24 protein-coding genes are annotated in these 22,936 nt (G+C 68.9%); 16 read left to right on the top strand and 8 right to left on the bottom strand.

The window, feature by feature from the left end; all coding sequences use genetic code 11:
- Nucleotides 1-127: 127 nt before the first annotated feature.
- The 3 genes from mpl to HPA02_RS12205 all read left to right on the top strand — a co-directional run bounded on the left by mpl (nucleotide 128) and on the right by HPA02_RS12205 (nucleotide 2,790).
- Complete coding sequence (mpl, locus tag HPA02_RS12215) at nucleotides 128-1,495, top strand: UDP-N-acetylmuramate:L-alanyl-gamma-D-glutamyl-meso-diaminopimelate ligase (protein WP_146803481.1); 1,368 nt, start codon at nucleotides 128-130, stop codon at nucleotides 1,493-1,495.
- Nucleotides 1,488-2,105 carry a flavin prenyltransferase UbiX gene (locus tag HPA02_RS12210; protein ID WP_146803480.1) on the top strand — a complete coding sequence of 206 codons (618 nt, stop codon included), beginning with the start codon at nucleotides 1,488-1,490 and terminating at the stop codon, nucleotides 2,103-2,105. The genes mpl and HPA02_RS12210 overlap by 8 nt, the downstream gene beginning before the upstream one ends.
- A 61-nt stretch (nucleotides 2,106-2,166) precedes the next feature.
- On the top strand, nucleotides 2,167-2,790 hold the full coding sequence (locus tag HPA02_RS12205; RefSeq protein WP_186809978.1) for a LysE family translocator: 624 nt from the start codon (nucleotides 2,167-2,169) through the stop codon (nucleotides 2,788-2,790).
- 123 nt (nucleotides 2,791-2,913) lie between these two features.
- Here the strand turns inward: HPA02_RS12205 and HPA02_RS12200 are convergent, their stop codons facing one another.
- Genes HPA02_RS12200 through HPA02_RS12185 form a run of 4 tightly spaced genes read right to left on the bottom strand, consistent with a single transcriptional unit; the run spans nucleotide 2,914 to nucleotide 6,131 of the window.
- Nucleotides 2,914-4,320 (bottom strand): bifunctional DedA family/phosphatase PAP2 family protein, encoded by a 1,407-nt coding sequence (locus HPA02_RS12200; protein ID WP_146803479.1) that lies wholly within the window; start codon nucleotides 4,318-4,320, stop codon nucleotides 2,914-2,916.
- A complete protein-coding gene (locus HPA02_RS12195) occupies nucleotides 4,317-4,895 on the bottom strand; it encodes a diguanylate cyclase domain-containing protein (RefSeq protein ID WP_146803478.1) in 579 nt (192 codons plus the stop codon). Before HPA02_RS12195 ends, HPA02_RS12200 begins: the two co-directional genes overlap by 4 nt.
- The gene (locus tag HPA02_RS12190) at nucleotides 4,838-5,260 is read right to left on the bottom strand and encodes a hypothetical protein (RefSeq protein WP_146803477.1); all 423 of its coding nucleotides are present in this window, start codon (nucleotides 5,258-5,260) and stop codon (nucleotides 4,838-4,840) included. The genes HPA02_RS12195 and HPA02_RS12190 overlap by 58 nt, the downstream gene beginning before the upstream one ends.
- Complete coding sequence (locus HPA02_RS12185) at nucleotides 5,253-6,131, bottom strand: hypothetical protein (RefSeq protein WP_146803476.1); 879 nt, start codon at nucleotides 6,129-6,131, stop codon at nucleotides 5,253-5,255. The genes HPA02_RS12190 and HPA02_RS12185 overlap by 8 nt, the downstream gene beginning before the upstream one ends.
- 98 nt (nucleotides 6,132-6,229) lie before the next feature.
- Between HPA02_RS12185 and HPA02_RS12180 the strand changes: the two genes are divergently transcribed.
- The 11 genes from HPA02_RS12180 (at nucleotide 6,230) to lipB (ending at nucleotide 16,446) form a co-directional block, all read left to right on the top strand.
- Complete coding sequence (locus tag HPA02_RS12180; RefSeq protein ID WP_146803475.1) at nucleotides 6,230-7,540, top strand: glutamate-5-semialdehyde dehydrogenase; 1,311 nt, start codon at nucleotides 6,230-6,232, stop codon at nucleotides 7,538-7,540.
- A 31-nt stretch (nucleotides 7,541-7,571) separates the two neighbouring features.
- Nucleotides 7,572-8,228, top strand: coding sequence for a nicotinate-nucleotide adenylyltransferase (nadD, locus tag HPA02_RS12175; RefSeq protein ID WP_232341210.1), 657 nt, complete (start codon nucleotides 7,572-7,574; stop codon nucleotides 8,226-8,228).
- 37 nt (nucleotides 8,229-8,265) lie between these two features.
- Complete coding sequence (gene rsfS, locus HPA02_RS12170) at nucleotides 8,266-8,628, top strand: ribosome silencing factor (protein WP_146803473.1); 363 nt, start codon at nucleotides 8,266-8,268, stop codon at nucleotides 8,626-8,628.
- Nucleotides 8,625-9,092, top strand: coding sequence for a 23S rRNA (pseudouridine(1915)-N(3))-methyltransferase RlmH (gene rlmH, locus HPA02_RS12165; protein ID WP_146803472.1), 468 nt, complete (start codon nucleotides 8,625-8,627; stop codon nucleotides 9,090-9,092). The genes rsfS and rlmH overlap by 4 nt, the downstream gene beginning before the upstream one ends.
- A gap of 27 nt (nucleotides 9,093-9,119) precedes the next feature.
- Nucleotides 9,120-11,018: a penicillin-binding protein 2 gene (mrdA, locus tag HPA02_RS12160; protein WP_146803471.1), complete on the top strand. Its 1,899-nt coding sequence runs from the start codon at nucleotides 9,120-9,122 to the stop codon at nucleotides 11,016-11,018.
- A 1-nt stretch (nucleotide 11,019) separates the two neighbouring features.
- Nucleotides 11,020-12,180: a rod shape-determining protein RodA gene (gene rodA / locus HPA02_RS12155; RefSeq protein WP_146803470.1), complete on the top strand. Its 1,161-nt coding sequence runs from the start codon at nucleotides 11,020-11,022 to the stop codon at nucleotides 12,178-12,180.
- 28 nt (nucleotides 12,181-12,208) lie between these two features.
- Entirely contained in the window at nucleotides 12,209-13,237 is a 1,029-nt protein-coding gene (gene mltB, locus HPA02_RS12150) for a lytic murein transglycosylase B (RefSeq protein ID WP_146803469.1), read from the top strand.
- Nucleotides 13,234-14,157: a septal ring lytic transglycosylase RlpA family protein gene (locus HPA02_RS12145; RefSeq protein ID WP_146803468.1), complete on the top strand. Its 924-nt coding sequence runs from the start codon at nucleotides 13,234-13,236 to the stop codon at nucleotides 14,155-14,157. Before mltB ends, HPA02_RS12145 begins: the two co-directional genes overlap by 4 nt.
- A gap of 37 nt (nucleotides 14,158-14,194) precedes the next feature.
- Nucleotides 14,195-15,385, top strand: a complete 1,191-nt coding sequence (locus HPA02_RS12140; RefSeq protein ID WP_244945922.1) for a D-alanyl-D-alanine carboxypeptidase family protein — start codon at nucleotides 14,195-14,197, stop codon at nucleotides 15,383-15,385.
- A 105-nt stretch (nucleotides 15,386-15,490) separates the two neighbouring features.
- Entirely contained in the window at nucleotides 15,491-15,796 is a 306-nt protein-coding gene (locus HPA02_RS12135; protein ID WP_146803466.1) for an HP0495 family protein, read from the top strand.
- Nucleotides 15,796-16,446, top strand: a complete 651-nt coding sequence (gene lipB, locus HPA02_RS12130) for a lipoyl(octanoyl) transferase LipB (protein WP_146803465.1) — start codon at nucleotides 15,796-15,798, stop codon at nucleotides 16,444-16,446. The genes HPA02_RS12135 and lipB overlap by 1 nt, the downstream gene beginning before the upstream one ends.
- A 107-nt stretch (nucleotides 16,447-16,553) precedes the next feature.
- Here lipB and lipA read toward each other — a convergent pair whose 3' ends face one another.
- Nucleotides 16,554-17,606, bottom strand: coding sequence for a lipoyl synthase (gene lipA / locus HPA02_RS12125; protein WP_146803464.1), 1,053 nt, complete (start codon nucleotides 17,604-17,606; stop codon nucleotides 16,554-16,556).
- Nucleotides 17,607-17,780: 174 nt separating this feature from the next.
- Nucleotides 17,781-18,764 (bottom strand): LysR family transcriptional regulator, encoded by a 984-nt coding sequence (locus HPA02_RS12120; protein ID WP_146803463.1) that lies wholly within the window; start codon nucleotides 18,762-18,764, stop codon nucleotides 17,781-17,783.
- Nucleotides 18,765-18,919: 155 nt separating this feature from the next.
- Between HPA02_RS12120 and HPA02_RS12115 the strand changes: the two genes are divergently transcribed.
- Both HPA02_RS12115 and oadA read left to right on the top strand, forming a co-directional pair.
- Nucleotides 18,920-20,323 carry an acetyl-CoA carboxylase biotin carboxylase subunit gene (locus HPA02_RS12115; RefSeq protein ID WP_146803462.1) on the top strand — a complete coding sequence of 468 codons (1,404 nt, stop codon included), beginning with the start codon at nucleotides 18,920-18,922 and terminating at the stop codon, nucleotides 20,321-20,323.
- Between the two features lie 13 nt (nucleotides 20,324-20,336).
- On the top strand, nucleotides 20,337-22,151 hold the full coding sequence (oadA, locus tag HPA02_RS12110; protein WP_146803461.1) for a sodium-extruding oxaloacetate decarboxylase subunit alpha: 1,815 nt from the start codon (nucleotides 20,337-20,339) through the stop codon (nucleotides 22,149-22,151).
- Nucleotides 22,152-22,241: 90 nt separating this feature from the next.
- On the opposite strand, the gene HPA02_RS12105 is transcribed toward oadA, so the two are convergent.
- Together HPA02_RS12105 and HPA02_RS12100 are read right to left on the bottom strand one after the other, a co-directional pair.
- Nucleotides 22,242-22,715, bottom strand: a complete 474-nt coding sequence (locus tag HPA02_RS12105) for a methylglyoxal synthase (protein ID WP_146803460.1) — start codon at nucleotides 22,713-22,715, stop codon at nucleotides 22,242-22,244.
- A gap of 19 nt (nucleotides 22,716-22,734) precedes the next feature.
- Nucleotides 22,735-22,936, bottom strand: a 202-nt coding sequence (locus HPA02_RS12100; protein ID WP_276508216.1) for a pyruvate kinase alpha/beta domain-containing protein, incomplete at its 5' end; no start/stop codon positions are given.

Genomic DNA, 22,936 nt, shown 5'->3' with positions numbered 1-22,936 from the left:
CGCCGTTAGCACGCTTTGCTCCGTCCTACCCCAGCGCCCCTCGGCCATCGACGTGTGAGGTCGACGGCCTCGCTGGTGGCGATTTCGGGCCCATGCTAGTCTCCCGCCATCGTCAAGGAGGCTCGGGATGCATCTGCATATCATCGGAATCTGTGGCACCTTCATGGGCAGTCTGGCCCTGCTGGCGCGGGAGCTGGGGCATACGGTCAGCGGCTCCGACGCCAATGTCTATCCGCCCATGAGCACCCAGCTCGCGGCGGCGGGAATCACCCTGCAAGAGGGCTACGCGGAAGAGCACCTTTCGCCGGCACCGGACCTGGTGGTGATCGGCAACGCCCTGTCCCGAGGCAATCCGGAGGTGGAGGCGGTGTTGAATGCCGGCCTGCCCTATGTCTCCGGGCCCCAGTGGCTGGCCGAGCATGTCCTGCCGGGGCGGCGGGTGATCGCCGTGGCGGGTACCCACGGCAAGACCACCACGGCGAGCCTGACCGCCTGGCTGCTGGAGAGCGCCGGCTTGGCGCCGGGCTTTCTGATCGGCGGGGTGCCGCGCAACTTCGGCGTCTCGGCACGCCTCGGCGATCCCGGGGCGCCCTTCGTGGTGGAGGCCGACGAGTACGACACTGCCTTCTTCGACAAGCGCTCCAAGTTCGTTCACTACCGCCCCGAGATCGCCGTACTGGGCAACCTGGAGTACGACCACGCGGATATCTTCCCCGACCTGGCGGCCATCGAACGGCAGTTCCACCACCTGGTGCGTACCGTGCCCGGCAAGGGGCGCCTGCTGGTGGCCGATAACGCCCCGGCCCTGGAGCGGGTGCTGGCGATGGGACGCTGGAGCCCGGTGGTGCGTTTCGGCGCCGAGGCGGGCAGCGATTGGCAATTCGTGCTCGAGCGTCCGGACGCTAGCCGCTTCCGGGTGATGCATGGCGAGGCGGATGCCGTGGTGGAGTGGTCCTCGAGCGGCGAATACAACGCCCGCAACGCCCTGGCGGCCCTGGCCGCGGCCCATGAGTGCGGCCTGGACCTGGCTCGAGGGGCGGCGGCGTTGTCGCGCTTCGAGACCCCGCGGCGGCGCCAGGAGCTGCGCGGCGAGGTGGCCGGTATCCGGGTGATCGACGATTTCGCCCACCACCCCACCGCCATCGCCGCCACCCTGGGCGGGCTCAAGGCCGCCGGCGATGGCGGGCGCCTGCTGGCAGTGATCGAACCGCGCTCCAATACCATGCGCCTGGGCAGCCTGCGGACCCGCCTCGGCGATAGCGTGAGCGAGGCCGATGCGGTCTGGTGGTACCAGCCGGCGGGGCTCGACTGGTCGCTGGAGGAGGTCGTGGCCGCCAGTCCGGTGCCGGCACGCATCGAGGCGGAGATCGAGTCCTTGGTTCGTGCCCTGGTGGCCGAGGCGCGTCCCGGCGATCGTATCGTGGTGATGTCCAACGGCGGCTTCGGCGGCATCCACGACAAGCTGCTGGCCGCCCTGGAGGTGGCCCATGGCTGAGGGGGCGTTCGGCTCGCCGGTCACCGTGGCCCTGACCGGGGCCTCCGGCGCACAGTATGGCCTGCGCCTGATCGAGGCCCTGGTGGCGGCCAACCGGGAAGTCTGGGTGATGATCTCCAAGGCCGCTCACCTGGTGATCAGCACCGAAACCGAGGCTAAGCTGCCGGCCCAGCCCGAGCGCCTGGCCGAGGCGCTGACCGAGCGCTGTGGCGCTCGGCCCGGGCAGATCCGCTGCTTCGCCCGGGAGGACTGGATGGCGCCGGTGGCCTCTGGCTCCGGGGCGCCGTCGGCCATGGTGATCTGCCCCTGCTCGACGGGCACCTTGTCTGCGGTGGCCACGGGGGCCAGCAACAACCTGATCGAGCGCGCCGCCGACGTGGCCCTCAAGGAGCGTCGCCAACTGATCCTGGTGCCCCGGGAGGCGCCACTCTCGGCGATCCACCTCGAGCATATGCTCAGCCTGACCCGCCTGGGGGCGGTGATCCTGCCGGCGGCGCCGGGCTTCTATCACCAGCCGCAGACGGTGGAGGACCTGGTCGACTTTATCGTTGCACGGATCCTCAATCAGTTGGGCATCGAGCACCGCTTAATGCCCCGTTGGGGGGAATAGGGACAAGCCGCGAGGGGAGCCTGGCCCCTGGTGGGTTATTGATAACAAGGAGGTTATTGCGATGATGGGACTGGCCCAGTTGTCGGTCTTCGTGCCCACGTTTTTCCTGGTCTCGCTGACCCCGGGGTTATGCATGACCCTGGCCATGGTACTGGGCATGACCCAGGGCGTCAGGCGCACCCTATGGATGATGGCCGGCGAGCTGCTGGGGGTGGGGCTGGTGGCGGTGGCCGCCGGCGCCGGGGTGGCGACCCTGATGCTGCGTTACCCCGAGGCCTTCGCCCTGTTCAAGTGGCTGGGTGGGGCTTACCTGGCCTACCTGGGGGTGCAGCTATGGCGCTCCCGGGGGCGGATGGCGATTCCCTCCGGAGAGGTGTCGGTGCCGCGGGCCTCGCGGCGTGAGCTCTTCACCCAGGGGCTGGTCACCGCCGTGGCCAACCCCAAGGGCTGGGCCTTCTTCGTCGCCCTGCTGCCGCCCTTCCTGGATGCCGGCCGTCCCCTGGGGCCGCAGCTGGCCGTGCTGGTGGCGATGATCCTGACCATCGAGTTCACCTGTTTGCTGCTCTATGCCAGCGGCGGGCGTGGCGCCCGGCGCCTGCTGGGCGAGCGCGGCAAGGTGCGCCTGCTCAATCGCCTGGCGGGAATGCTGATGATCGGCGTCGGTGCCTGGCTGGCGCTGGGTTGATCCGGGGCTCGGGCCATACCCGGAGCCGCCCGGGCTGCGTCCTGAGCCGGAAGGGTGGCGCTTCGCGCCTGGAAGCTCGAAGCCGGAAGGAAACTCTTGACCCAATAGGGGAGCGCTTCCGGCTTACGTGGCTGGTAGCCAGGCCAGCCTTGCCGTCAGCAATAATATTGAGAGGATGACCAGGACCGGCCAGGGCGTCGGGCTCAGGGGGCGATGGGGAAACCGCTGATAGCTCAGGCGCACCAGGGCGCAGGCCACCAGGCCGAGCAAGGCGCCGCCCACCAGGTCGCTGGCCCAGTGCACGCCGATGGCCAGTCGCGACAGGGCCATGGGCACGCAGGCCAGGATCGCCAGCCAGTAGAGCCAGGCACGCTGCCGGGGCGGCAGCTCCTGGGCGACGAAGGCGGCGCCCAGGCCGAACAGCACCACGGCGGTGGAGGTGTGGGCGCTGGGGTAGGAGAGCGAGCCGTTCAGGTAGTCCGGGACCTCCGGGCGAGCGCGCCCCCCCAGATGCTTGAACAGCGTATTGGCCACGGCGATGCCGACCAGCCCCAGGCCGAGATGCAGGAAGGCGGAGAGATGTCGGGCCCAGAGCAGCCAGGCCAACCAGGGCAGGCTTAATGCCAGGATGCCGTAGGCGTCGCCGATGCGCGCCAAGGCCTGCCCCGCGGCCGTCAGCCAGGGCCACTCCAGGGCGGCGACCAGGGCATGAATCTCGCGGTCCATGGGCAGGGGGCCCTCGGCTTCCAGGACCCAGAGGCTCCACAGGCAGAGCGCCACCAGGCCGAGCATCAGCAGGCTCAGGGAGGCCAGGGGCACCTCGCCCTGGGGGCGCGGGGCGCGCAGCCATTGCCAGAGACGTCGCCGATTGCCGCCGCCCCGAGCCATGCGGGCCAGCCAGCGGTAGAGGCGCCCCTCCCGGGCCAACTGGTGGCGCAGCCAGCTGAAACAGAGCGCCGCGCCGGTCACGATGGCGGCCAGCCATAGCAGCCACTGCTGGGCGCCGGGGGGGATCGCCAGCAACTGCTGCCAGGTGCGCCCGAGTAGGTAGCCGGGCAGCACATAGGCCGGCGCCCAGAGCAGCGCCGAGAGCAGGTTGACCCACAGGAAGGTCCAGGGCGACATGTGCAGGATGCCGGCGATCATCGGCACGATGGGGCGCACCGGCCCCACGAAGCGGGCGAAGAGCACCGACAGGGCGCCGTGGCGGCGAAAGAAGCGCGCCCCTCGCGCCAGCCACTCCGGATGGCGGCGAAACGGCCAGAGGCCGGGGACGCGCTCGCGCTGGGCATGGCCGAGGGCGAAGCTCAAGCCGTCGCCGATCACGGCGCCGAGGAAGGCGACCAGCAGCAGCAGGCTCACCGGCAGCTGCATATGACCGGCCAGGGAGGCGGCGGCGGTGATCAGCACCACGCCGGGTACGATCAGGCCCACCAGGGCCAGGCTCTCCACCAGGGCGATCGCGCCGACGATCAGCAGCAGCAGGCCGGGAGAGGGGGTGAGCTGATAGAGCCAGTCGACGAGGTTCATGTGGTCGACTCCCGCAGCAGTCGTGCCTTCAAGCCCAGTCGCTCTTCGAAGGTGGAGAGGCTCTCCTGGTCATGAGGCGCGCATAGCGCTACCCGGCAGGAGAGGCCGTCGCCGCCCGGCAGGGCGAGTCGCTCCACGGCGTCCAGCAGGCGCTGGCGCACCATCAGGGCGCCGTTCTCGCCGGTGTCGGGCAGCAGCAGCCAGAAGAGATCATCGTCGAGGCGCCCCAACTGGTCCGGGGCGCGGCAGCCGTGCTGGGTCACCTCGGCGAAGCGGCGCAGGCACTGGCGGCGGGTCAGCCTATCGTAGGCATCGCCGGGGCCGTCCAGTTGGGGCAGTTGGATCACCAGCACGCTGAGGCGCTGATCGAGGCGCCGGGCGCGGATGAACTCCTGGGCCAGGCGCTCGCGAATGGCGCTGGCGCGTAGCGCATCGCAGTCGTCGTCATGGGGTCGGGTGGCCTCCAGCAGGTCGCGTTGGCGGGCCTGCTCGCCGCCGGCCAGGGCGCCCAGCAGGGTCAGCACCAGGTAGGCCATGGCCAGCTCGCCGGCCTGCTCCGGGCTGACCAGCAGCACCAGCCACAGCCCCCCAGCAGGACATTGAGAAGGATCGCCGAGCCCGGCGGCAGCACCAGGAAGGCCAGCACCGGCGGCAGGCCGAGCCAGAGGCCCGCACCGCCTTCGAGCTGGGCCACCTCCACGGCGATCAACAGGTAGGCGCTGATCAGCACCAGATAGGCCGAGAGGTAACGCTGCGGGTGATGGCTCAGGCGCAGCAGGGTGGCCCCGGCCAGCAGCAGGGTCAGCAGGGCGGGCAGGGTGATCTGGCCATAGTCGCCCATCAGGTAGTGCCACAGGGCGTATCCGCCCATTAGCACCGCGCCGGCGGCATAGACCAGGGCGAAGAGCCGTGAGGGCCAGAGTTTCTCCTCGCTAGGCATGATCGGCGGCCTCCGATGGCGGCAGGGTGACCAGGGGCTGGGTCTGGCCCGCCAGGGCGCGCTCCTCCAGGGGCAGGGTATGGCGACTGCCGAGGTCGATGGCACGAGCCTTCACGGGCCAGGGTGGGGCCGCCAGCAGGGCGTCGCGGCGTTGCCGGCCGCTCGCGGCATCACGACTGATCAGCAGGGTGGCCAGGGTGCGACGATCGAGCCGGTAGAGGTTCTCGTCCGGCTCCAGGTGGCTGACCAGCCAACGGGTCAGGGGCCAGCAGTGCCGGGGGCGCGCGCGCAGCAGCAATAGTTCGGCGTGATAATCCTTGCGCTCGCAGCGCAGCCGCTCGCGATAGAGGTCGCGCACCAGCTGATCCCGTGACCAGAGGCGGGTGCCGGGCAGCAGGCGTCGCCGTCGGCTGACGCCTTGCCACAGGGGGCGCAGGTAGAGGGCGCGTCCCAGCCCCAGGAGCATCACCGCGGCCAGCAGCAGGCCCGTCAGGAGCCCCTGCTCGGGTATCAGGTCCTGCTGTACTCGCCACCAGCCGAGCGCCGCCAGTCCCCCCTGTAACGGCAACAGCCAGGTCGGCTGGGGCAGCATCACCAGGATCGCCCAGAGCCATAGCCAGGCCCCGTAATGGCTCGGTTCCACCCACAGCAGGGCCGCCAACAGGCCGCCGGGGACCAGTTGCCAGGGTAACAGCGCCGGCCAGTGCAGGCTCTGCTCTTGGAGTAGGCCGGTGGTCAACAGCCACAGGCCGGCCAGCCCCAGCAGGGCGCGCGCACTGGCCTCCTCGGCGAGACTCGCCTGCCAGCCCAGCAGCAGGGCGCCCCCCACCAGGCCGGCACGAAACAGACGGGCTTTGTACTTGCTATCCATGGTGACTTATATTGGTTCCCTTCTTGCTGATCATCGAAACGTCCCCGCCCCGGCGGACGGTCGTTACCGCGTTCTTTCTTGAGGAGATACCCTACGGCATGTCACGTCACCTCCCCCAGGTCAACGATGTCCCCGCGCTCGACGCCGAGATTACCGATATCGATGCCTATATGACCCAGCTCGGCCAGGCCGCCCGCCAGGCCGCGACCCAGATGCGCCGCGAAACCACCGGGCGCAAGAATGCCGCCCTGCAGGCCATCGCCCGGCACCTCGAGGCGGCTCGGGCCGACCTGCTGGCGGCCAATGCCCGCGACCTGGAGCGGGGGCGCGAGAGCGGCCTGGACGCGGCCCTGCTCGATCGCCTGGCCCTCGACGAGGCGCGCCTCGATGCCATGATCGAGGGCCTCGGCCAGGTCGCGGCCCTGCCCGACCCGGTGGGCGAGATCGATGGCCTGCGGGCCCGGCCCAGTGGCATCCAGGTGGGGCAGATGCGCGTTCCCCTGGGGGTGATCGGTATCATCTACGAATCGCGCCCCAACGTCACGGTGGAAGCGGCCAGCCTGTGCCTCAAGTCGGGCAATGCCTGCATCCTGCGCGGCGGCTCCGAGGCTCGTGACAGCAATGCGGCGATCGCCGCCTGCCTGCGTGCCGGCCTCGCCGAGGCCGGCCTGCCGGATGCCGCCGTGCAGGTGGTGGCGACCACCGATCGCGCCGCCGTGGGCCGGCTCATCGCCATGCCCGAGTTCGTCGACGTGATCATTCCCCGCGGCGGCAAGTCGCTGATCGAGCGTATTTCCGCCGAGGCCCGGGTGCCGGTGATCAAGCACCTGGATGGCGTCTGTCATGTCTATGTGGATGCCAGCGCCGATCTCGACAAGGCCCTGGCCATCGCCGTCAATGCCAAGACCCAGCGCTATGGCACCTGCAATACCATGGAGACCTTGCTGCTGGACGCCGCCATCGCCGAGGCCCTGCTGCCCAGGCTGGTGGCCGCCTATGCCGAGCATGACGTCGAACTGCGCGGTTGCGCGCGCAGCCGCGCCATCGCCGCCGAGCTGGCGGAAGCCGAGGAAGCGGATTGGGCCGCCGAGTACCTGGCGCCGATCCTGGCGATTCGCGTGGTGGACGGCGTCGATGCCGCCATGGCGCATATCGACCGCTACGGCTCCCACCACACCGATGCCATCGTCACCGAGAACTACGGCCTGGCGCGGCGGTTCCTCGCCGAAGTCGACTCCAGTTCGGTGATGGTCAATGCCTCCACCCGTTTCGCCGACGGCTTCGAGTATGGTCTGGGCGCCGAGATCGGCATCTCCACCGACAAGCTCCACGCCCGCGGCCCGGTGGGCCTGGAAGGGCTGACGACCCGCAAGTACGTGGTGCTGGGGGATGGTCATACCCGTGGTTGAGCAAGGCACGGCCGGCGCCCCGGCGGTGGCCATGCTCGGCGGCACCTTCGACCCGGTACACCTGGGCCACCTGCGCAGCGCCGTGGAGCTGCGCGAGGTGCTGGGGCTGGATCGCGTGCATATGATTCCGGCCCATGTGCCGCCCCATCGCGCCGCTCCCGGCGTTTCCAGTGCCGAGCGCCTGGCCATGCTGCGCCTGGGCATCGGCGAGACGCCGGGGCTGGTCGCCGACGATCGCGAGCTGCGTCGCCAGGGGCCCTCCTACTCGGTGGATACCCTGGCCAGCCTGCGCGCCGAGCTCGGCACGCGGGCGCGGCTGATCATGGCGGTGGGGCATGACGCCTTCCTGCGCCTGGCCGAGTGGCGAGACCCCGAAGGGCTCTTCACCCAGGCGCATGTGGTGGTGATCGAGCGCCCCGATCACCAGGCGCCGTTGCCCGCGACGCTCCGACCCCTGCTGGCCGGCCGCGAGGTGACGTCCGTCGCGGCCCTGATGGCGGCCCCCCGCGGGGGGCTCTTGCGCCTGGCGCTGCCCACCCGGCTGGCGATCTCCGCCACTGGGATTCGGCGCCGCCTGGCCGAGGGGCGCTCGGTACACTACCTGCTGCCGGAGGCGGTGCGGCGGCATATCGAATCCCGCGACCTTTATCGTGGCGATGGCGCTGCCCCCGGCGGCGAGACGCGATAGAATGGCGTTTTCGACTCCTGCCATGACACGAGGCGCTATGCATATCGATTCCCTGAAGACCCTGGTGGTGGATGCCCTGGAAGAGCTCAAGGCCCAGGACATCACTCTGCTGGATGTCTCCAATCTGACCAGCGTCACCGACCTGATGCTGGTGGCCAGCGGCACCTCCAATCGCCATGTGGCGGCGCTGGCCAATAACGTGGTGGAAAAGGCCAAGGCCGCGGGCCTGCAGCCCCTGGGCACCGAGGGACGCGCCGGCGACGACTGGGTGCTGGTGGACCTGGGCGATCTGGTGGTGCATGTGATGCTGCCGGAGACCCGCCGTCTCTATGACCTGGAGCGGCTCTGGGCCGACCTGCCCAGCGACGCCGACGAGGGCCGCCACGGGGGCCTGGCGTGAGACTCAAGGTGTTGGCGGTGGGGCAGAAGATGCCCGCCTGGGTGGAGGCCGGCGTGGCCGAATACCGTAAACGCCTGCCCCGGGACTTCGCCCTGGAGATCATCGAGATCGCCCCGGGCAGCCGGGGCAAGAACAGCGACCCGGCTCGCGCCATCGCCCAGGAGGCGGCGCGAATTCGCGAACGGCTCAAGGGCAACGAGCACCTGGTGGCCCTGGAGGTGGAGGGCAAGCCCTGGAGCACCGAGCAGCTGGCCGGCGAGGCCGAGGGGTGGCGCCAGGAGGGCCGCGACGTGGCGCTGCTGGTGGGTGGCCCCGACGGCCTGGCGCCGAGCCTCTCGGCGAGTGCCCAACAGCGCTGGTCGTTGTCGCCGCTGACCCTGCCGCACCCGCTGGTGCGCATCCTGCTCGCCGAGCAGCTCTATCGGGCCTGGACCCTGCTGGTCGGCCACCCCTATCACCGTTGAGCGATTTCATGTCGTCGAGCCTCCTGCATGCGTAAGTCCCGCCAGTTGAAGAACCCGGAACAGGAAGTGCGCATCTTTCGTGGCCGTGCGCTATTGGCGGCCTGCCTGGTGGTGGCGCTGACGGCCGCCCTGATGGGGCGGCTGGTCTATCTGCAGGTGGTGCAGCACGAGGTCTATATCACCCGCTCGGAGAAGAACCGGGTGCGTATCGAGCCGCTGCCGCCGACCCGTGGCCTGATCTATGATCGCAACGGGGTGCTGCTGGCGGAGAATCGCCCCACCTATAACCTGACCCTGGTGCGCGAGCGGGTCGAGGACCTGGACGCCACCCTGGCCCTGCTGGTGGAGTTGCTCGAGCTGCCCGACGCCGAGGCCGAGGCGTTCCGCGAGCGCTCTCGGCAGCGTCAGCGGCCCTATCAGCCGGCGCTGTTGATGAGTGACCTCAGCGAGGCGCAGATCGCCCGCCTGGCGGTCAATCGCCACCGTCTGCCCGGTGTCGAGGTGGAGGCGCAACTGCTGCGCTATTACCCGGATGCCGAGATCATGGCCCATGCCCTGGGCTATGTGGGACGCATCAACGCCGAAGAGCTGGAGAACCTGGATGCCGGCAACTACGCCGGGACCCACTTTATCGGCAAGACCGGCGTGGAGCGCCAGTACGAGGAGGCACTGCACGGCCAGGCGGGGCTGCGCCAGGTGGAGACCAATGCCCGCGGGCGGGTGCTGCGCGAACTGGGGCGCAGCGACCCGGTGCCGGGGCGGGACCTGACCCTGACCCTGGACAAGGAGCTGCAGACCCTGGCCTATGAGCTGCTCGACGGGCGTCGCGGCTCCATCGTCGCCATCGAGCCGGCCAGCGGCGAGATCCTCGCCATGGTCTCGGCGCCGGGCTTCGACAGCAATCAGTTCGTCACCGGCATCGATGTGACCTCCTACCGGGCATTGCAGAACGATATCGACCTGCCGCTGTTCAACCGCGCCATTCGTGGCCAGTATCCGCCGGGCTCCACCATCAAGCCCTTCCTGGCCCTGGCCGGGCTGGCGGAGGGCGTGATCACCCCGGATACCGTGGTGCGCGACCCCGGTTACTATCAGTTGCCCAACGACAGTCGCCGCTACCGCAACTGGTTGCGCTGGGGGCACGGACGAGTCGACCTGGAGCGCTCCCTCGCCGTCTCCAACAACACCTACTATTACACCCTGGCCCATGAGCTGGGCATCGATCGCATCCATGAGCGTATGACCCGCTTCGGCTTCGGCCAGCGGGTCGGCGCGGATGTCTTCGGCGAGAGCCCGGCGCTGCTGCCGTCCCGGGAGTGGAAGCGCGGGCGCTTCAATCAGCCCTGGTATCCCGGCGAGACCCTCTCGGTGGGTATCGGTCAGGGCTACTGGATGGTGACCCCGCTGCAGCTGGCCGCCGCCACCGCCACCCTGGCCAATCGCGGGACCACTGTCACGCCCCATCTGGCCCGGGCGGTGGGCGAGGAGCCGCTGAACCTGCCCCCCGATCAGTCGCCCATCGTCCTCGACAACGACCAATGGTGGGATCGCGTCTATGCCGGGATGGAGGAGGTATTGACCGGTCACGAGGGCACGGCGCGTCGTACCGGCGCCGGGCTCGAATACCGCATGGGCGGCAAGTCGGGCACCGCCCAGGTCTTTTCGCTGGGCCAGGATCAGCGCTACAACGCCGCGGAGCTGGCCGAGCGCCTGCGCGATCATGCCCTCTTCATGGCCTTCGCCCCCCTGGAGGACCCGCAGATCGCCGTGTCGGTGATCGTCGAGAATGCCGGCGGGGGCAGCACCCATGCGGCGCACCTGGCGCGGGCCATGACCGATGCCTGGCTGCTGGAGGAGGAGGCTCCCGAGGTGGAAGAGCTTCGCGAGCGGATCGACAACGACGACGCCACGGTGACGGGAAACTGAGATGACGCGACTGGAACAGCTGGCCCCCTGGCGAACCCGGCCGGTGCGCCCCCCGGAGAGCGGCATTTCGCGGCGCCGCTCGCTGTGGAGCCGCCTGCACCTGGACCCCTGGTTGCTGGCGCTGCTATTGATCCTGATGGGGGGGGGATTGCTGGTGCTCTACAGCGCCAGCGGCCAGCGCCTGCCGGTGGTCCAGGCCCAGGCGACCCGCTTCGCCGTGGCGCTGGCCGTGATGGTGATGCTGGCGCGGCTGTCGCCGGCGACTCTGATGCGCTGGTCGCCACTGGCCTATGGCGGCGGCCTGGCCATGCTGGTCGCCGTGGAGATCATGGGCGACGTGGGCATGGGGGCCCAGCGTTGGCTGGTGATCCCCGGGGTGATGCGCTTCCAGCCCTCGGAGATGATGAAGCTGGCCATGCCGATGATGATCGCCGCCTACCTGTGTCGGCGGCCGCTGCCGCCGAGCTGGCGTGACCTGCTGATTTGCGGCCTGCTGCTGGGGTTGCCGGTGCTGTTGATCGCCCGCCAGCCCGACCTGGGTACCTCGCTGCTGGTCGCCTGCGCGGGACTCTTCGTGGTCCTGCTCGCGGGGCTCTCCTGGCGCTTTATCCTGGCCATGGGGGCGCTGGCCGCCGCGGCCCTGCCGCTGCTGTGGATGAACATGCACAATTACCAGCGCCAGCGGGTGCTGACCTTTCTCAATCCCGAGAGCGATCCCCTGGGCTCGGGCTGGAACATCATCCAGTCCACCACCGCCATCGGCAGCGGCGGCCTGACCGGCAAGGGCTGGCTGGAGGGCACCCAGTCGCAGCTGGAATTCCTTCCCGAGCGGCATACCGACTTTATCGTTGCCGTGCTGGGCGAGGAGTTCGGCCTGGTGGGCATGGTGACGATACTGCTGCTCTACCTACTGATCATCGGTCGCGGCCTGTGGCTGGCCAACACCGCCCAGGACAGCTTCGGACGCCTGCTGGCGGGGAGCATCATCCTGACCTTCTTTATCTATCTCTTCGTCAATGTGGGCATGGTCAGCGGTATCCTGCCGGTGGTGGGGGTGCCGCTGCCGCTGGTCAGTTATGGCGGCACCTCCAGCGTGACCTTGATGGCCGGTTTCGGTATTCTCATGGCCATTCAGGCCCACCGGCGGCTGCTGCCACGCTAGCGACGGCAAACCAGGGAGAGGAGAGACCATGAAGCGAGTCAAAGCCGGCCCGGCCTGGCTGTTAGGACTGGGGGTGGGGCTAGGCATAGCGCTGTCGTCCCAGGCCGCCGATTTCGACCCGGCGACTCATCCGGGCGCGGCGGCCCTGGTGGAGACGCTGGCGGCCCGCGAGGTGCCTGCCGCCTGGGCGAGCGAGCGACTGAAAGAGGCGGTCTTTCGCCAGGAGGTGCTGGACGCCATGGCCGGCGCCGCCGAGCGTCGCCTGCGCTGGGACGAGTACCGGGCCATCTTTATGCAGCCGGAGCGCATCGCCCGCGGCGTCGACTTTATCGCCGCTCACCGCGAGGCCTTCGAGCGCGCCGAGGCGCGCTATGGCGTGCCCCCGGAGATCATCGCCGCCATCATCGGCGTCGAGACCCGCTACGGGGAGGTGACCGGCCGCCACCGGGTGCTCGACTCCCTGGCCACCCTGGGCTTCCACCACCCGCGGCGCGGCGACTTCTTCCGCGGCGAACTGGCCGCCTTCCTGGAGATCACCCATGAGCAGGGCGTGGAGCCCGGCGAGATGCGCGGCTCCTATGCCGGCGCCATGGGCTATCCGCAGTTTATCCCCACCAGCTACCGCGCCTATGCGGTGGATTTCGACGACGACGGCCTGCGCGATCTCTGGACCAATCCGGTGGATGCCATCGGCAGCGTCGGCAACTACTTCGCCGAACATGGCTGGCGCCCGGGCGAGGCGATCTACGTCGAAGCCGAGGGCCCGATGGCGCTTCCCGATGGCATCGACTTCAACCAGACGCGTCCCCCCTATGCCGACCTGGCGAGTCTGGCCGCCGCGGGGATAGAACCGCGGCAGGACGAGCCGGACCCGGCGGCCCGGGTGATCCCCTTGGCCCTGGACGCCCTGGATGACGCCGGCGAGGTGAGCTATCGCTATCGCCTGGGGCAGCATAACTTCTACGTGATCACCCGCTATAACCACAGTCATCTTTATGCCATGGCGGTCACCGAGCTGGCCGAGGCCATCGCCGCGGCACGGGAGGCGCAGTCATGAGAGTCCCCTTCGCGAGCCTGCTGATCCTGGTCCTGCTGCTGGCCGGTTGTGCCGGGGGCGGGGGGGGCGTCGCCACCAGCCCCGGTGCCGTGGAGGGTGATGAGAGCACCGAGCGCGCCACCGGACGTTATGCCCGGGTCAGCGATGCCTACCCGGAGGAGCCGCCGGATGTCTCGCGGGTGCCGGACGCGGTGCCGCGGATCGAGCCGCGTTCCCGGGGCGGCAATCGCTCCCCTTACCAGGTCTGGGGGCAGAGCTATCGGGTGTTGGACGATGCCCGGGGCTATCGCGGTGCCGGTATCGCCTCTTGGTATGGCGAAAAGTTTCACGGCTACGCCACCGCCAACGGCGAGATCTACGACATGTACAAGATGAGCGCCGCCCACCGCTCGTTGCCGCTGCCCACCTATGCCCGGGTCACCAATCAGGCCAATGGGCGCTCGGTGATCGTGCGGGTCAACGACCGCGGCCCCTTCCACGAGGATCGCGAGATCGATCTCTCCTATGCCGCCGCGGCGCGCCTGGGCATCCTCGACGCCGGCACCGGCCGGGTGGTGGTGGAGGCCATCGACCCCGAGGCGTGGCTGGCCGAGAATGGTCGTTCCGACGCGCCTCGGCCGGCATCGACCGCGCCTGGCCAGGCCCCGGCCGCCGCCCCGCAGGCGGTGTCCCCGGAGCCGGTCGTGGCCGCCGACGACCCCGTGTTCCTGCAGGTGGCGGCCCTGGGCTCGGCGGGCAATGCCCAGGCCCTCAAGGTGCGCCTGGAAGCCGAGCTGGGCCAGCCGGTGCGGGTCGCCAGTCAGGCCGGCATCCATCGCGTTCAGGTGGGGCCGCTGGCCGATGCCGGGCGCCTCGATCCCCTGCGCGACGCCCTGCGCCGAGCCGGTTTCGCCCAGACCCTGATCATTCGTCCCGAGTAACCCTTTCCCCATGCATCCTTCGATGAGATATCGCGTTATGAGTCAGCCGTTCCACCGTTCACCGCTGCGGCGCCTGCTCGCTACCCTGCTGCTTTGCCTCGCCACCCTGAGCCTGTCGGTCCAGGCTCAACAGCCGGCGCCCCAGGTGATGATTCCCTCGCCGCCCCAGCTGGCGGCCAGCTCCTGGATCCTGATGGACGCCAACAGCGGCGAGGTGCTGGCCGAGCACAACGCCGATGAGCGCCTGCCGCCGGCCAGCCTGACCAAGCTGATGACCGCCTACCTGGTGGAGCGGGAGCTGGATCGCGGCAACATCGGCATGGACGACCAGGTCACCATCAGCGAGCACGCCTGGCGTACCGGGGGCTCCAAGATGTTCGTCGAGGTCGATACCCAGGTCTCCATTCAGGACCTGCTCTACGGCATCATCATCCAGTCCGGCAACGATGCCAGCGTCGCGGTGGCCGAGCACCTGGCCGGCGGCGAGCGGCCCTTCGCCGACCTGATGAACCAGCACGCCACCCGTTTGGGCATGCACAACACCAACTTCGTCAATCCCACCGGCCTGCCGGACGCCAACCACTACTCCTCGGCCCGGGACATGGCGACCCTGTCGCGACATATCATCGACGATTACCCGGAACACTACGCCATCTACGCCGAGCGTTATTTCACCTACAACGATATCCGTCAGCCCAACCGCAACCGCCTGCTGTGGCGTGACAGCTCCGTCGATGGCCTCAAGACCGGCCATACCGACGAAGCCGGCTACTGCCTGGTGGCCTCCGCCGAACGCGACGGCATGCGCCTGATTTCGGTGGTGATGGGCACCGCCTCCGAGGAGGCGCGGGCCCAGGAGACCCAGAAGCTGCTCAGCTACGGCTTCCGCTACTACGAGACCCTCGAGGTCTATGACGAAGGCGAGACCATCGCCACCCCGCGTATCTGGGGCGGTGCGGTAGACGAGCTGCGCCTGGGCGTCGACCGGGCGCTGTGGGCCACCGTGCCCCGGGCCCGCAACGCCGAGCTCAATGCGCGGCTGAGCCTGCCCGAGTCCATCAGTGCGCCGGTGGCCGCCGGCGAGACCCTGGGCACCCTGCAGGTAATGCTCGGTGAGGAGGTGGTGGCCGAGCGCCCCCTGGTGGCCCTGGAGCCGGTGGAGCAGGGCGGGCTCTTCAAGCGCCTGCTGGATGCCATCCGCCAGTTTATCAGCGGCTTCTTCAGCTGATCGCCTGCCTCGGGGCCCGAGCGTCATCGGGCCCCGACGTCTCCCTTGGTGGCAGGGGATAGGTTGAGTAGAATACTCGGACATGACTTGCGTCGAGTATTTCCCATGAGCGACAACTCCCTGCGTGACCTGCGCCAGGCCCCCGGCGCCGTGGCGCGCCCCAAGGTCGAATTCCCCTGCGATTACCCGCTGAAGATCGTCGGTGACGCCGCCGATGATTTCCGCGAGACCGTGGTCACCATCGTCGAGACCCATGCCCCGGGCTTCGATCACACCAGCGTCCAGGTGGTGGACAGCCGCAATGGTCGCTTCCAGTCGGTGCGCCTGACCATCACCGCCGAAGGGGAGGCGCATCTGCAGCGCCTCTTTACCGCCCTCAAGGCCACCGGCCGCGTGCATATGGTGGTGTGATGGCGAGCATCGAGCTGCATCGCCTCGGCCGCCGTCCCTATCTGCCTGTCTGGGAGGCGATGCGCGACGTTACCGACCGGCGCGACGCCGAGACCCCGGACCAGTTCTGGCTGGTGGAGCATGATCCGGTCTTTACCCAGGGGCGGGCGGGCAAGGCCGAACACCTGCTGATGCCCGGCGAGATTCCGGTGGTGCAGAGCGATCGCGGCGGCCAGGTCACCTACCATGGGCCGGGCCAGGTGGTGCTCTATCCGCTGATCGATGTGCGCCGGGCCGGCCTCGGCGTGCGCGATCTGGTCACCGCCCTGGAGCAGGCGGTGATCGCCTTGCTCGCCGAGCAGGGCGTCGCGGCGCGTTCGCGTGCCGATGCCCCGGGGGTCTACGTGGGGGAGAACAAGATCGCCTCCCTGGGGCTCAGGATCCGCCGAGGCGCCAGCTTCCACGGCGTGGCCCTCAACGTCGACGGCGATCTCTCGCCCTTCCAGCGTATCAATCCCTGCGGCTATGCCGGCATGGCCATGACCCGCCTGGCGGATCTGGTCGACGACTGCCCGGACGTGTCGGTGGTGGGGGAGCGCCTGGCGCACTGCCTGGCCCGTGAGCTGGGCAGGGAGTTGGTCGGTGCCGAGCGCCCGGCTACGAGCGCCTAGTCGGCCAGTCGCGGCCGGGAATGAATGCGAGAAACCCCATGGGTGTGTACCCATGGGGTTTCTTCTATGACGCTAGCCTTGATGGTGCCCGGTCTTGCTAGGCGCGCTCAACCGACGTTAACCGCATCGATGCGATTGGGGTCGGGAGCCTGCCCGGGCACTTCGGTGGGAGCGACCAGGCCCAGGTTGTTCTTCTCGAACACCCGATCGGCGCGGTAGCTGGAGCGTACCAGCGGGCCCGAGGCCACCTCCATGAAGCCCTTCTCCAGGCCGATCTGGCGGAAGCGCTCGAACTCCTCGGGGGTGACGTAGCGCTCCACCGGCAGGTGGTTGCGGGTGGGGCGCAGGTATTGGCCCAGGGTAACGATATCCACGCCGATCTCGCGCAGGTCGTCGAAGGTGGCGAGGATCTCCTCCTCGGTCTCGCCGAGGCCCAGCATCAGGCTGGTCTTGGTCAGCACCTCCGGCTTGTGGCGCTTGGCGTGGGCCAGCACCTCCAGGGTCTTGCGATAGCCGGCGCGGGGGTCGCGGACTCGCTCGGTGAGGCGCTCCACGGTCTCGACGTTCTGGGCGAAGACCTCCAGGCCCGAGTCGACCACCTGCTCGATGGCGGCGTGGACGCCGTCGAAGTCGGGGGTCAAGGCTTCCACCACCACCTCGGGGGTGTTGGTCTTGATGGCCCGGATGCAGGCCGCATAGTGAGAGGCGCCGCCGTCTTCCAGGTCGTCGCGATCCACCGAGGTCAGGACGATATAGCGCAGCCCCATCAGCTCCACGGACTCGGCGGTATTGGCCGGCTCCTCGGCATCCAGCCAGCCCTTGGGATTGCCGGTATCCACGGCACAGAAGCGGCAGGCGCGGGTGCACACCGAGCCCATCAGCATGATGGTCGCCGTGCCGTTGCTCCAGCACTCGCCCATGTTGGGGCAGTGGGATTCGGCACAGACGGTGCTCAGGCGATGCTCGCTGACGTTGCGCTTGACCGCCTCGAAACGCTCGCCGCCGGGGATCTGGGCGCGCAGCCACTTGGGCTTGCGACCCAGCTCGGGGGCCTCGCCCTCCTGGCGGCGCTGCTTGATGCCGTCCTTGATGGCGGTGAAGCCGTGTTCGGTGCGGAACTTGGCGCCGCTGGAGATCGATTTCGAGGTGTCGTCGTTCATAAGGCTGTGAGCTCCTCCGCTGGGCGGCTGCCAGGGTCAGGCGCAGCGCCGCTTGTCTCCCGGAGCGGGGCAAAGCTGGGCGGGCCGGCGACCAGGTGGATTGCAGGCCGGTAATTTACCACAGCCGCGCCTGACTGGCACAGGCTGGCCTGGGCCCAACCGCGATAAGGCGCATCAGGGTTGCAGCGGCAGGCAGGCCACGTCGTGGCCCGGCATCGGCGTCAGCGGTGCCTGGAAGTGTGTATTGAGTTCCGGGAGGATCTCGCGCACGAAGCGCAGGAAGAGTTCGGTGACCGGGGAGGGGGGCCTGTCCTTGGGGTGCACCGTGCACCAGGAGCGGCGCAGCGGGAAGCCCGGCAGGCGCGGCGAGGCGAGCAGTCCCGAGGCGATCTCCAGTTGCACCGCCAGGCGCGGCAGCACCGCCACCCCCAGGTGCGCCATGACCCCCTGCTTGATCGCCTCGTTGGTGCCCAGTTCGATGGTATGCGAGAGCGAGACCCGCTCCCGGGACGCGAACTCCTCGAAGGCGGTGCGCGCCCCCGAGCCCGGCTCGCGCATCAGCACGTAGTGGTGGGCGAAGTCGTCCAGGGTCGGCGCCTTGGCGCCGAGCAGGGGGTGGCCCGGCCACACCACCGGAATCAGCTCGTTGTCGAGGATCGGCATAAAGGCCAGGTTGGGGTCGCTGGGCACCATGCCCATGATCACCAGATCATCGCGGCGCTCCGCCAGGCGCTCCAGGGCCTGGCCGCGGTTGCACACTCGCAGCCTGACCTGGACTTCGGGATAGCGGGCACGAAAGCGCGCCAGGATATGCGGTACCACGTACTGGGCGGTGGAGACCGCCGCCAGGTTGAGCTCGCCGCGGATGGTGCCGGCCAGCTCCGAGAGCTCCATCTGCAGGCTCGAGACCTGACCGAAGATCGCCTGCACCGAGGCCGAAAGGGCGTCGGCGGCGGGCAGGATGTGCAGGGTCTTGCCGGCATACTTGAACAGCGGCTGCTCCAGGACCTGCTCGAGCTGGCGAATCTGGGCGCTGACCGCCGGCTGGGTCAGGCCGAGTTGCTCCGCCGCCCGGGAATAGGACTGCTGGCGGTAGACCGCCTGGAACACCTGCAGCTGACGAAAGGTCAGGCGGTTGAGCAGACTGGGACGTGACATGGATGCGCTTCCGCTAGCTATAAGCCCTGCCTTATAGGTTGGCAAAAAAAATTCGGCTTTTCTATTGGTGTTGGCCCGGCTAGGTTAGGGGGTCGGGCTGGCCGCGGGCACAGTCTTCCCCATGCCCGCCATGGACGCAACCCCGGAGGGCCTGAGTGTTCACGAAGTTGTTGATCGCCAATCGCGGCGAGATCGCGGTGCGCATCGAGCGCGCCTGCGCCGAGATGGGCATCCGCTCGGTGGCCATCTATACCGAACCGGACCGCTTCGCCCTGCACGTCAAGCGCGCCGACGAGGCCTACTTCGTCGGTGACGATCCCCTGGCCAGTTACCTGGACCCGCGGCGCCTGGTGGACCTGGCCCGGGAGACCGGTTGCGAGGCCATTCACCCCGGCTACGGTTTTCTCGCCGAGAACGCCGAGTTCGCGCGGATCTGCACCGAGGCGGGCATCGCCTTTATCGGTCCCGACAGCGAGGCCATCGCCGCCCTCGGCGACAAGGTGGCGGCGCGGCGCGTCATGCATGCCGCCGGCATCCCCATAACCCCGGGGGGCATGGCGGCCCTCGGCGGCCTCGACGAGTCCCGGGCCCTGGCCGACGGCCTGGGCTATCCGGTGATGCTCAAGACATTGCGCGGCGGTGGCGGGCGCGGCCTGCGTCGCTGCGACAATGCCACCCAACTGGCCCGGGCCTGGGAAACCCTGCCCGAGGAGAGCGGCGAGGCCGAGCTCTATCTGGAGAAGTGCATCGCCACCGCCCAGCATATCGAGGTGCAGGTGTTGGCGGATCGCCACGGCGGGGTCATCCACCTCTTCGAGCGGGACTGCTCCCTGCAACGCCGTAATCGCAAGCTGATCGAGGTGGCGCCCAGCCCCTGGCTGACCCCGGAGCAGCGCGCCTACATGGGCGAGTTGGCGATTCAGGCGGCCGCGGCGGTGGGCTTCGAGAACGCCGGTACCGTGGAGTTCCTGGTGCGTGGCAACGAGATCTACTTCATGGAGATGAACCCACGCATCCAGGTGGAGCACACCGTCACCGAGGCGGTCACCGGCGTGGATATCGTCCGCGAGCAGATCCGTATCGCCGCCGGTCACAAGCTGGCCTTCCGCCAGGAGGATATTCGTCACCACGGCTACGCCATCCAGTGCCGCATCAATGCCGAGGATCCCAAGAACGACTTCCTGCCCTCCTTCGGCCGGGTGACCCGCTATTACGCCCCCGGCGGCCCCGGGGTGCGGGTCGATACCGCCATTCATACCGGCTACCGGATCCCGCCCCACTTCGATACCCTCTGTCTCAAGCTGATCGTCTGGGGCATGACCTGGGAAGAGACCCTCAACCGGGCGGTGCGCGCCCTGGACGACATGCGCTTGCAGGGGGTCAAGACCACGGCGGCCTATTACGAGGAAATATTGCGGCATCCGGCGCTGCGCGAGGGACGCTTCGACACCGGCTTCCTGGCCACCCACCCGGAACTGCTCGACTACTCGAGCAAGCGCCATCCGGAAGAGGTGGCGCTGGTGATCGCCGCCGCCATCGCCGCCCATGCGGGCCTGTAAGGACCAATAGAGAATGCCTGACACGACCGATCCGGTAAGACTCACCGAGCTGGTGCTGCGCGACGGCCATCAGTCGCTGATCGCCACCCGACTGCGCACCGAGGACATGCTGCCGGTCTGCCCGGCTTTGGATGCCATCGGCTACCATGCCCTCGAGGTGTGGGGCGGTGCCACCTTCGACGCCTGCGTGCGCTTCCTCAAGGAGGACCCCTGGGAGCGCCTGCATCGCCTCAAGGCGGCGTTGCCCCGTACGCCCCTGCAGATGCTGCTGCGCGGCCAGAACCTGGTGGGCTATCGCCACTATGCCGACGACGTGGTGGAGGCCTTCGTGGCCCGGGCCGCGGCGGGGGGCATCGATATCTTCCGCCTCTTCGACTCCCTGAACGACTTCCGCAACCTGGAGGTGCCCCTGGCCGCGGTCAAGGCCAGCGGCAAGCATGCCCAGGCGGCGCTCTGCTATACGGTGAGTCCGGTCCACGACCGAGCCAGCTTCGTCGCCGATGCCAAGCAGCTGGTGGCCATGGGCGCCGACTCCATCGCCATCAAGGACATGGCGGGCCTGCTCACGCCCTACGCCACCTACGAGCTGGTGGCGGCGCTGGTCGATGCCCTGGAGGTGCCGGTGCACCTGCATACCCATGCCACCTCGGGGCTCGCCGCCATGTGCCATCTCAAGGCGGTGGAGGCCGGCTGTCGCCACCTGGATACGTGCAGCGGCGCCTTCGCCGGCGGTACCAGTCATCCGGCCAGCGAGGCGCTGGTGGCGGCCCTCCAGGAGACGCCCCAGGATACCGGCCTGGACCTGGCGGCGATTCGCCGCCTGGGTGATGGCCTGCGCGAGGTGCGCACCAAGTATGCCCGCTTCGAGAGCGAGTTCACCCGGGAAGATATCGGCGTGCAGCTCAACCAGATTCCCGGTGGCATGATGTCCAACCTGGCCAATCAGCTGCGCGAGCAGAACGCCCTGTCGCGGATCCAGGAGGTGTTCGAGGAGATTCCCCGGGTGCGCGCCGAGCTGGGCTATCCGCCGCTGGTGACGCCCAATTCCCAGATCGTCGCTAGTCAGGCGGTGATGAACGTCTTGAGCGGCGAGCGCTACAAGGCGATCACCAATGAGGTGAAGCGCTACCTGCTGGGGGGCTATGGCCGGGCGCCGGGGCCGGTGGACGAGGCCCTGCGCAGCCGCGCGGTGGGCAATCAGCCGGTGGCTCAGGGGCGGCCGGCGGACCAGTTGCCGGCGGAGCTGCCGCGCTTGCGGGAGGCCATCGGTGACCTGGCCGAGCGCGAGGAAGACCTGCTCACCTTCGCACTCTTCCCCGATATCGGCCGCGACTTCCTGGCCGGGCGCCGGGAGGGCAGCCTGGTGCCCGAGCCCCTGGAGGAGACCGGTACCGCCCGCCGCCCGGTGGCCGAGGCACCGCCCACCGATTTCGTGATCGACGTGCATGGCGAGTCCTATGAGGTGCAGATCACCGGGGTGGGGCGCGACGTGGGCGGGCGTCGCCAGGTCTACCTGAGCCTGGATGGCATGCCCGAGGCGGTGGTCTTCGAGCCCCGCGCCAGTCAGCCGGCGCCGGCCGCCGCGCCCCGCGCCCGGGCCTCTACGGCCGGGCATGTCACCACCGCCATGCCGGGGACCATCGTCGAGGTCTTGGTGGGCGTCGGTCAGCGGGTCGAGGAGGGGCAGGCGATCCTGATCACCGAGGCGATGAAGATGGAGACCGAGGTGCATGCCCGTCAGGCCGGGCGGGTCGAGGCGGTGCATGTGGTCAAAGGGGATCGGGTGACCCCGGGGGAGGTGCTGGTGGAGATCGTCGCCGAGGCGTGATGCGGCCGTGATAGGACGAGTGAAGGGCGCCTAATGGCGCCCTTCGTCTTGCGTGGATCAGGCCATTTTCGCCGCCGTGGCGAGCCTTCCTTAGCTTCGTGAGCTGATCCAGTCGTCGGCATCGGGGATCTCGATATCGACCGCCTCGGCCAGGTGCGGCGAACTCAACAGGAAGTCGGCGCTGGCCATATTGCAGGCCACCGGCACGTTCCACAGCGCCGCCAGGCGCAGCAGCGCCTTGACGTCCGGGTCGTGGGGCTGCGGGGCGAAGGGGTCCCAGAAGAACACCAGCAGGTCCAGGCGCTGCTCGGTGATGCGTGCGCCGATCTGCTGGTCGCCCCCCAGGGGGCCGCTCATCAGGCCCTCTACCGCCAGTCCCAGTCGATCGGCGACGCGCCGGGCGGTGGTGCCGGTGCCCAGCAGTTCGTGTTGGGCCAGGGTGTCGCGCCAGCGCTCGGCCCAGGCCAGGAGCTCTTCCTTCTTGCCGTCGTGGGCGATCAGGGCGATGCGCTTGCGCTCGGGGAGCCGGCGTCGGCGCGCCTGGCGGGGACGGGATTCGCTCATGGGGCCTCCTCTCGCTCGCTTACTGGACGGTCAGGATCTTCAGGGTATTGGTGCCGCCGTGGGCGTTCATATGGTCGCCGCGGGTCAAGATCACCAGGTCACCGGGGGTGGTGATGCCGCGGGCCTGGAGCTCGTCCAGGGCACGCGCGTTGAGCTCGGTGGCCTGCATGGCGCTGGTGTCGAAGAGCACCGAGACCACGCCCCGATAGAGGGCCATGCGA

The sequence above is a fragment of the Bisbaumannia pacifica genome (genome assembly GCF_007989625.1).
In the GTDB taxonomy this organism is placed as follows: domain Bacteria; phylum Pseudomonadota; class Gammaproteobacteria; order Pseudomonadales; family Halomonadaceae; genus Bisbaumannia; species Bisbaumannia pacifica.
Note: the sequence above shows the minus strand (reverse complement) of the source record. Positions and strands in the feature narration are given on the sequence as shown.

Excerpts from the sequence above, each read along its gene's own strand:
- mpl (WP_146803481.1), top strand. The coding sequence starts at position 128 with ATGCATCTGCATATCATCGGAATCTGTGGCACCTTCATGGGCAGTCTG.
- HPA02_RS12210 (WP_146803480.1), top strand. The coding sequence starts at position 1,488 with ATGGCTGAGGGGGCGTTCGGCTCGCCGGTCACCGTGGCCCTGACCGGG.
- HPA02_RS12205 (WP_186809978.1), top strand. The coding sequence starts at position 2,167 with ATGATGGGACTGGCCCAGTTGTCGGTCTTCGTGCCCACGTTTTTCCTG.
- HPA02_RS12200 (WP_146803479.1), bottom strand. The coding sequence starts at position 4,320 with ATGAACCTCGTCGACTGGCTCTATCAGCTCACCCCCTCTCCCGGCCTG.
- HPA02_RS12190 (WP_146803477.1), bottom strand. The coding sequence starts at position 5,260 with ATGCCTAGCGAGGAGAAACTCTGGCCCTCACGGCTCTTCGCCCTGGTC.
- HPA02_RS12185 (WP_146803476.1), bottom strand. The coding sequence starts at position 6,131 with ATGGATAGCAAGTACAAAGCCCGTCTGTTTCGTGCCGGCCTGGTGGGG.
- HPA02_RS12180 (WP_146803475.1), top strand. The coding sequence starts at position 6,230 with ATGTCACGTCACCTCCCCCAGGTCAACGATGTCCCCGCGCTCGACGCC.
- nadD (WP_232341210.1), top strand. The coding sequence starts at position 7,572 with ATGCTCGGCGGCACCTTCGACCCGGTACACCTGGGCCACCTGCGCAGC.
- rsfS (WP_146803473.1), top strand. The coding sequence starts at position 8,266 with ATGCATATCGATTCCCTGAAGACCCTGGTGGTGGATGCCCTGGAAGAG.
- mrdA (WP_146803471.1), top strand. The coding sequence starts at position 9,120 with ATGCGTAAGTCCCGCCAGTTGAAGAACCCGGAACAGGAAGTGCGCATC.
- rodA (WP_146803470.1), top strand. The coding sequence starts at position 11,020 with ATGACGCGACTGGAACAGCTGGCCCCCTGGCGAACCCGGCCGGTGCGC.
- mltB (WP_146803469.1), top strand. The coding sequence starts at position 12,209 with ATGAAGCGAGTCAAAGCCGGCCCGGCCTGGCTGTTAGGACTGGGGGTG.
- HPA02_RS12145 (WP_146803468.1), top strand. The coding sequence starts at position 13,234 with ATGAGAGTCCCCTTCGCGAGCCTGCTGATCCTGGTCCTGCTGCTGGCC.
- HPA02_RS12140 (WP_244945922.1), top strand. The coding sequence starts at position 14,195 with ATGAGTCAGCCGTTCCACCGTTCACCGCTGCGGCGCCTGCTCGCTACC.
- HPA02_RS12135 (WP_146803466.1), top strand. The coding sequence starts at position 15,491 with ATGAGCGACAACTCCCTGCGTGACCTGCGCCAGGCCCCCGGCGCCGTG.
- lipB (WP_146803465.1), top strand. The coding sequence starts at position 15,796 with ATGGCGAGCATCGAGCTGCATCGCCTCGGCCGCCGTCCCTATCTGCCT.
- lipA (WP_146803464.1), bottom strand. The coding sequence starts at position 17,606 with ATGAACGACGACACCTCGAAATCGATCTCCAGCGGCGCCAAGTTCCGC.
- HPA02_RS12120 (WP_146803463.1), bottom strand. The coding sequence starts at position 18,764 with ATGTCACGTCCCAGTCTGCTCAACCGCCTGACCTTTCGTCAGCTGCAG.
- oadA (WP_146803461.1), top strand. The coding sequence starts at position 20,337 with ATGCCTGACACGACCGATCCGGTAAGACTCACCGAGCTGGTGCTGCGC.
- HPA02_RS12105 (WP_146803460.1), bottom strand. The coding sequence starts at position 22,715 with ATGAGCGAATCCCGTCCCCGCCAGGCGCGCCGACGCCGGCTCCCCGAG.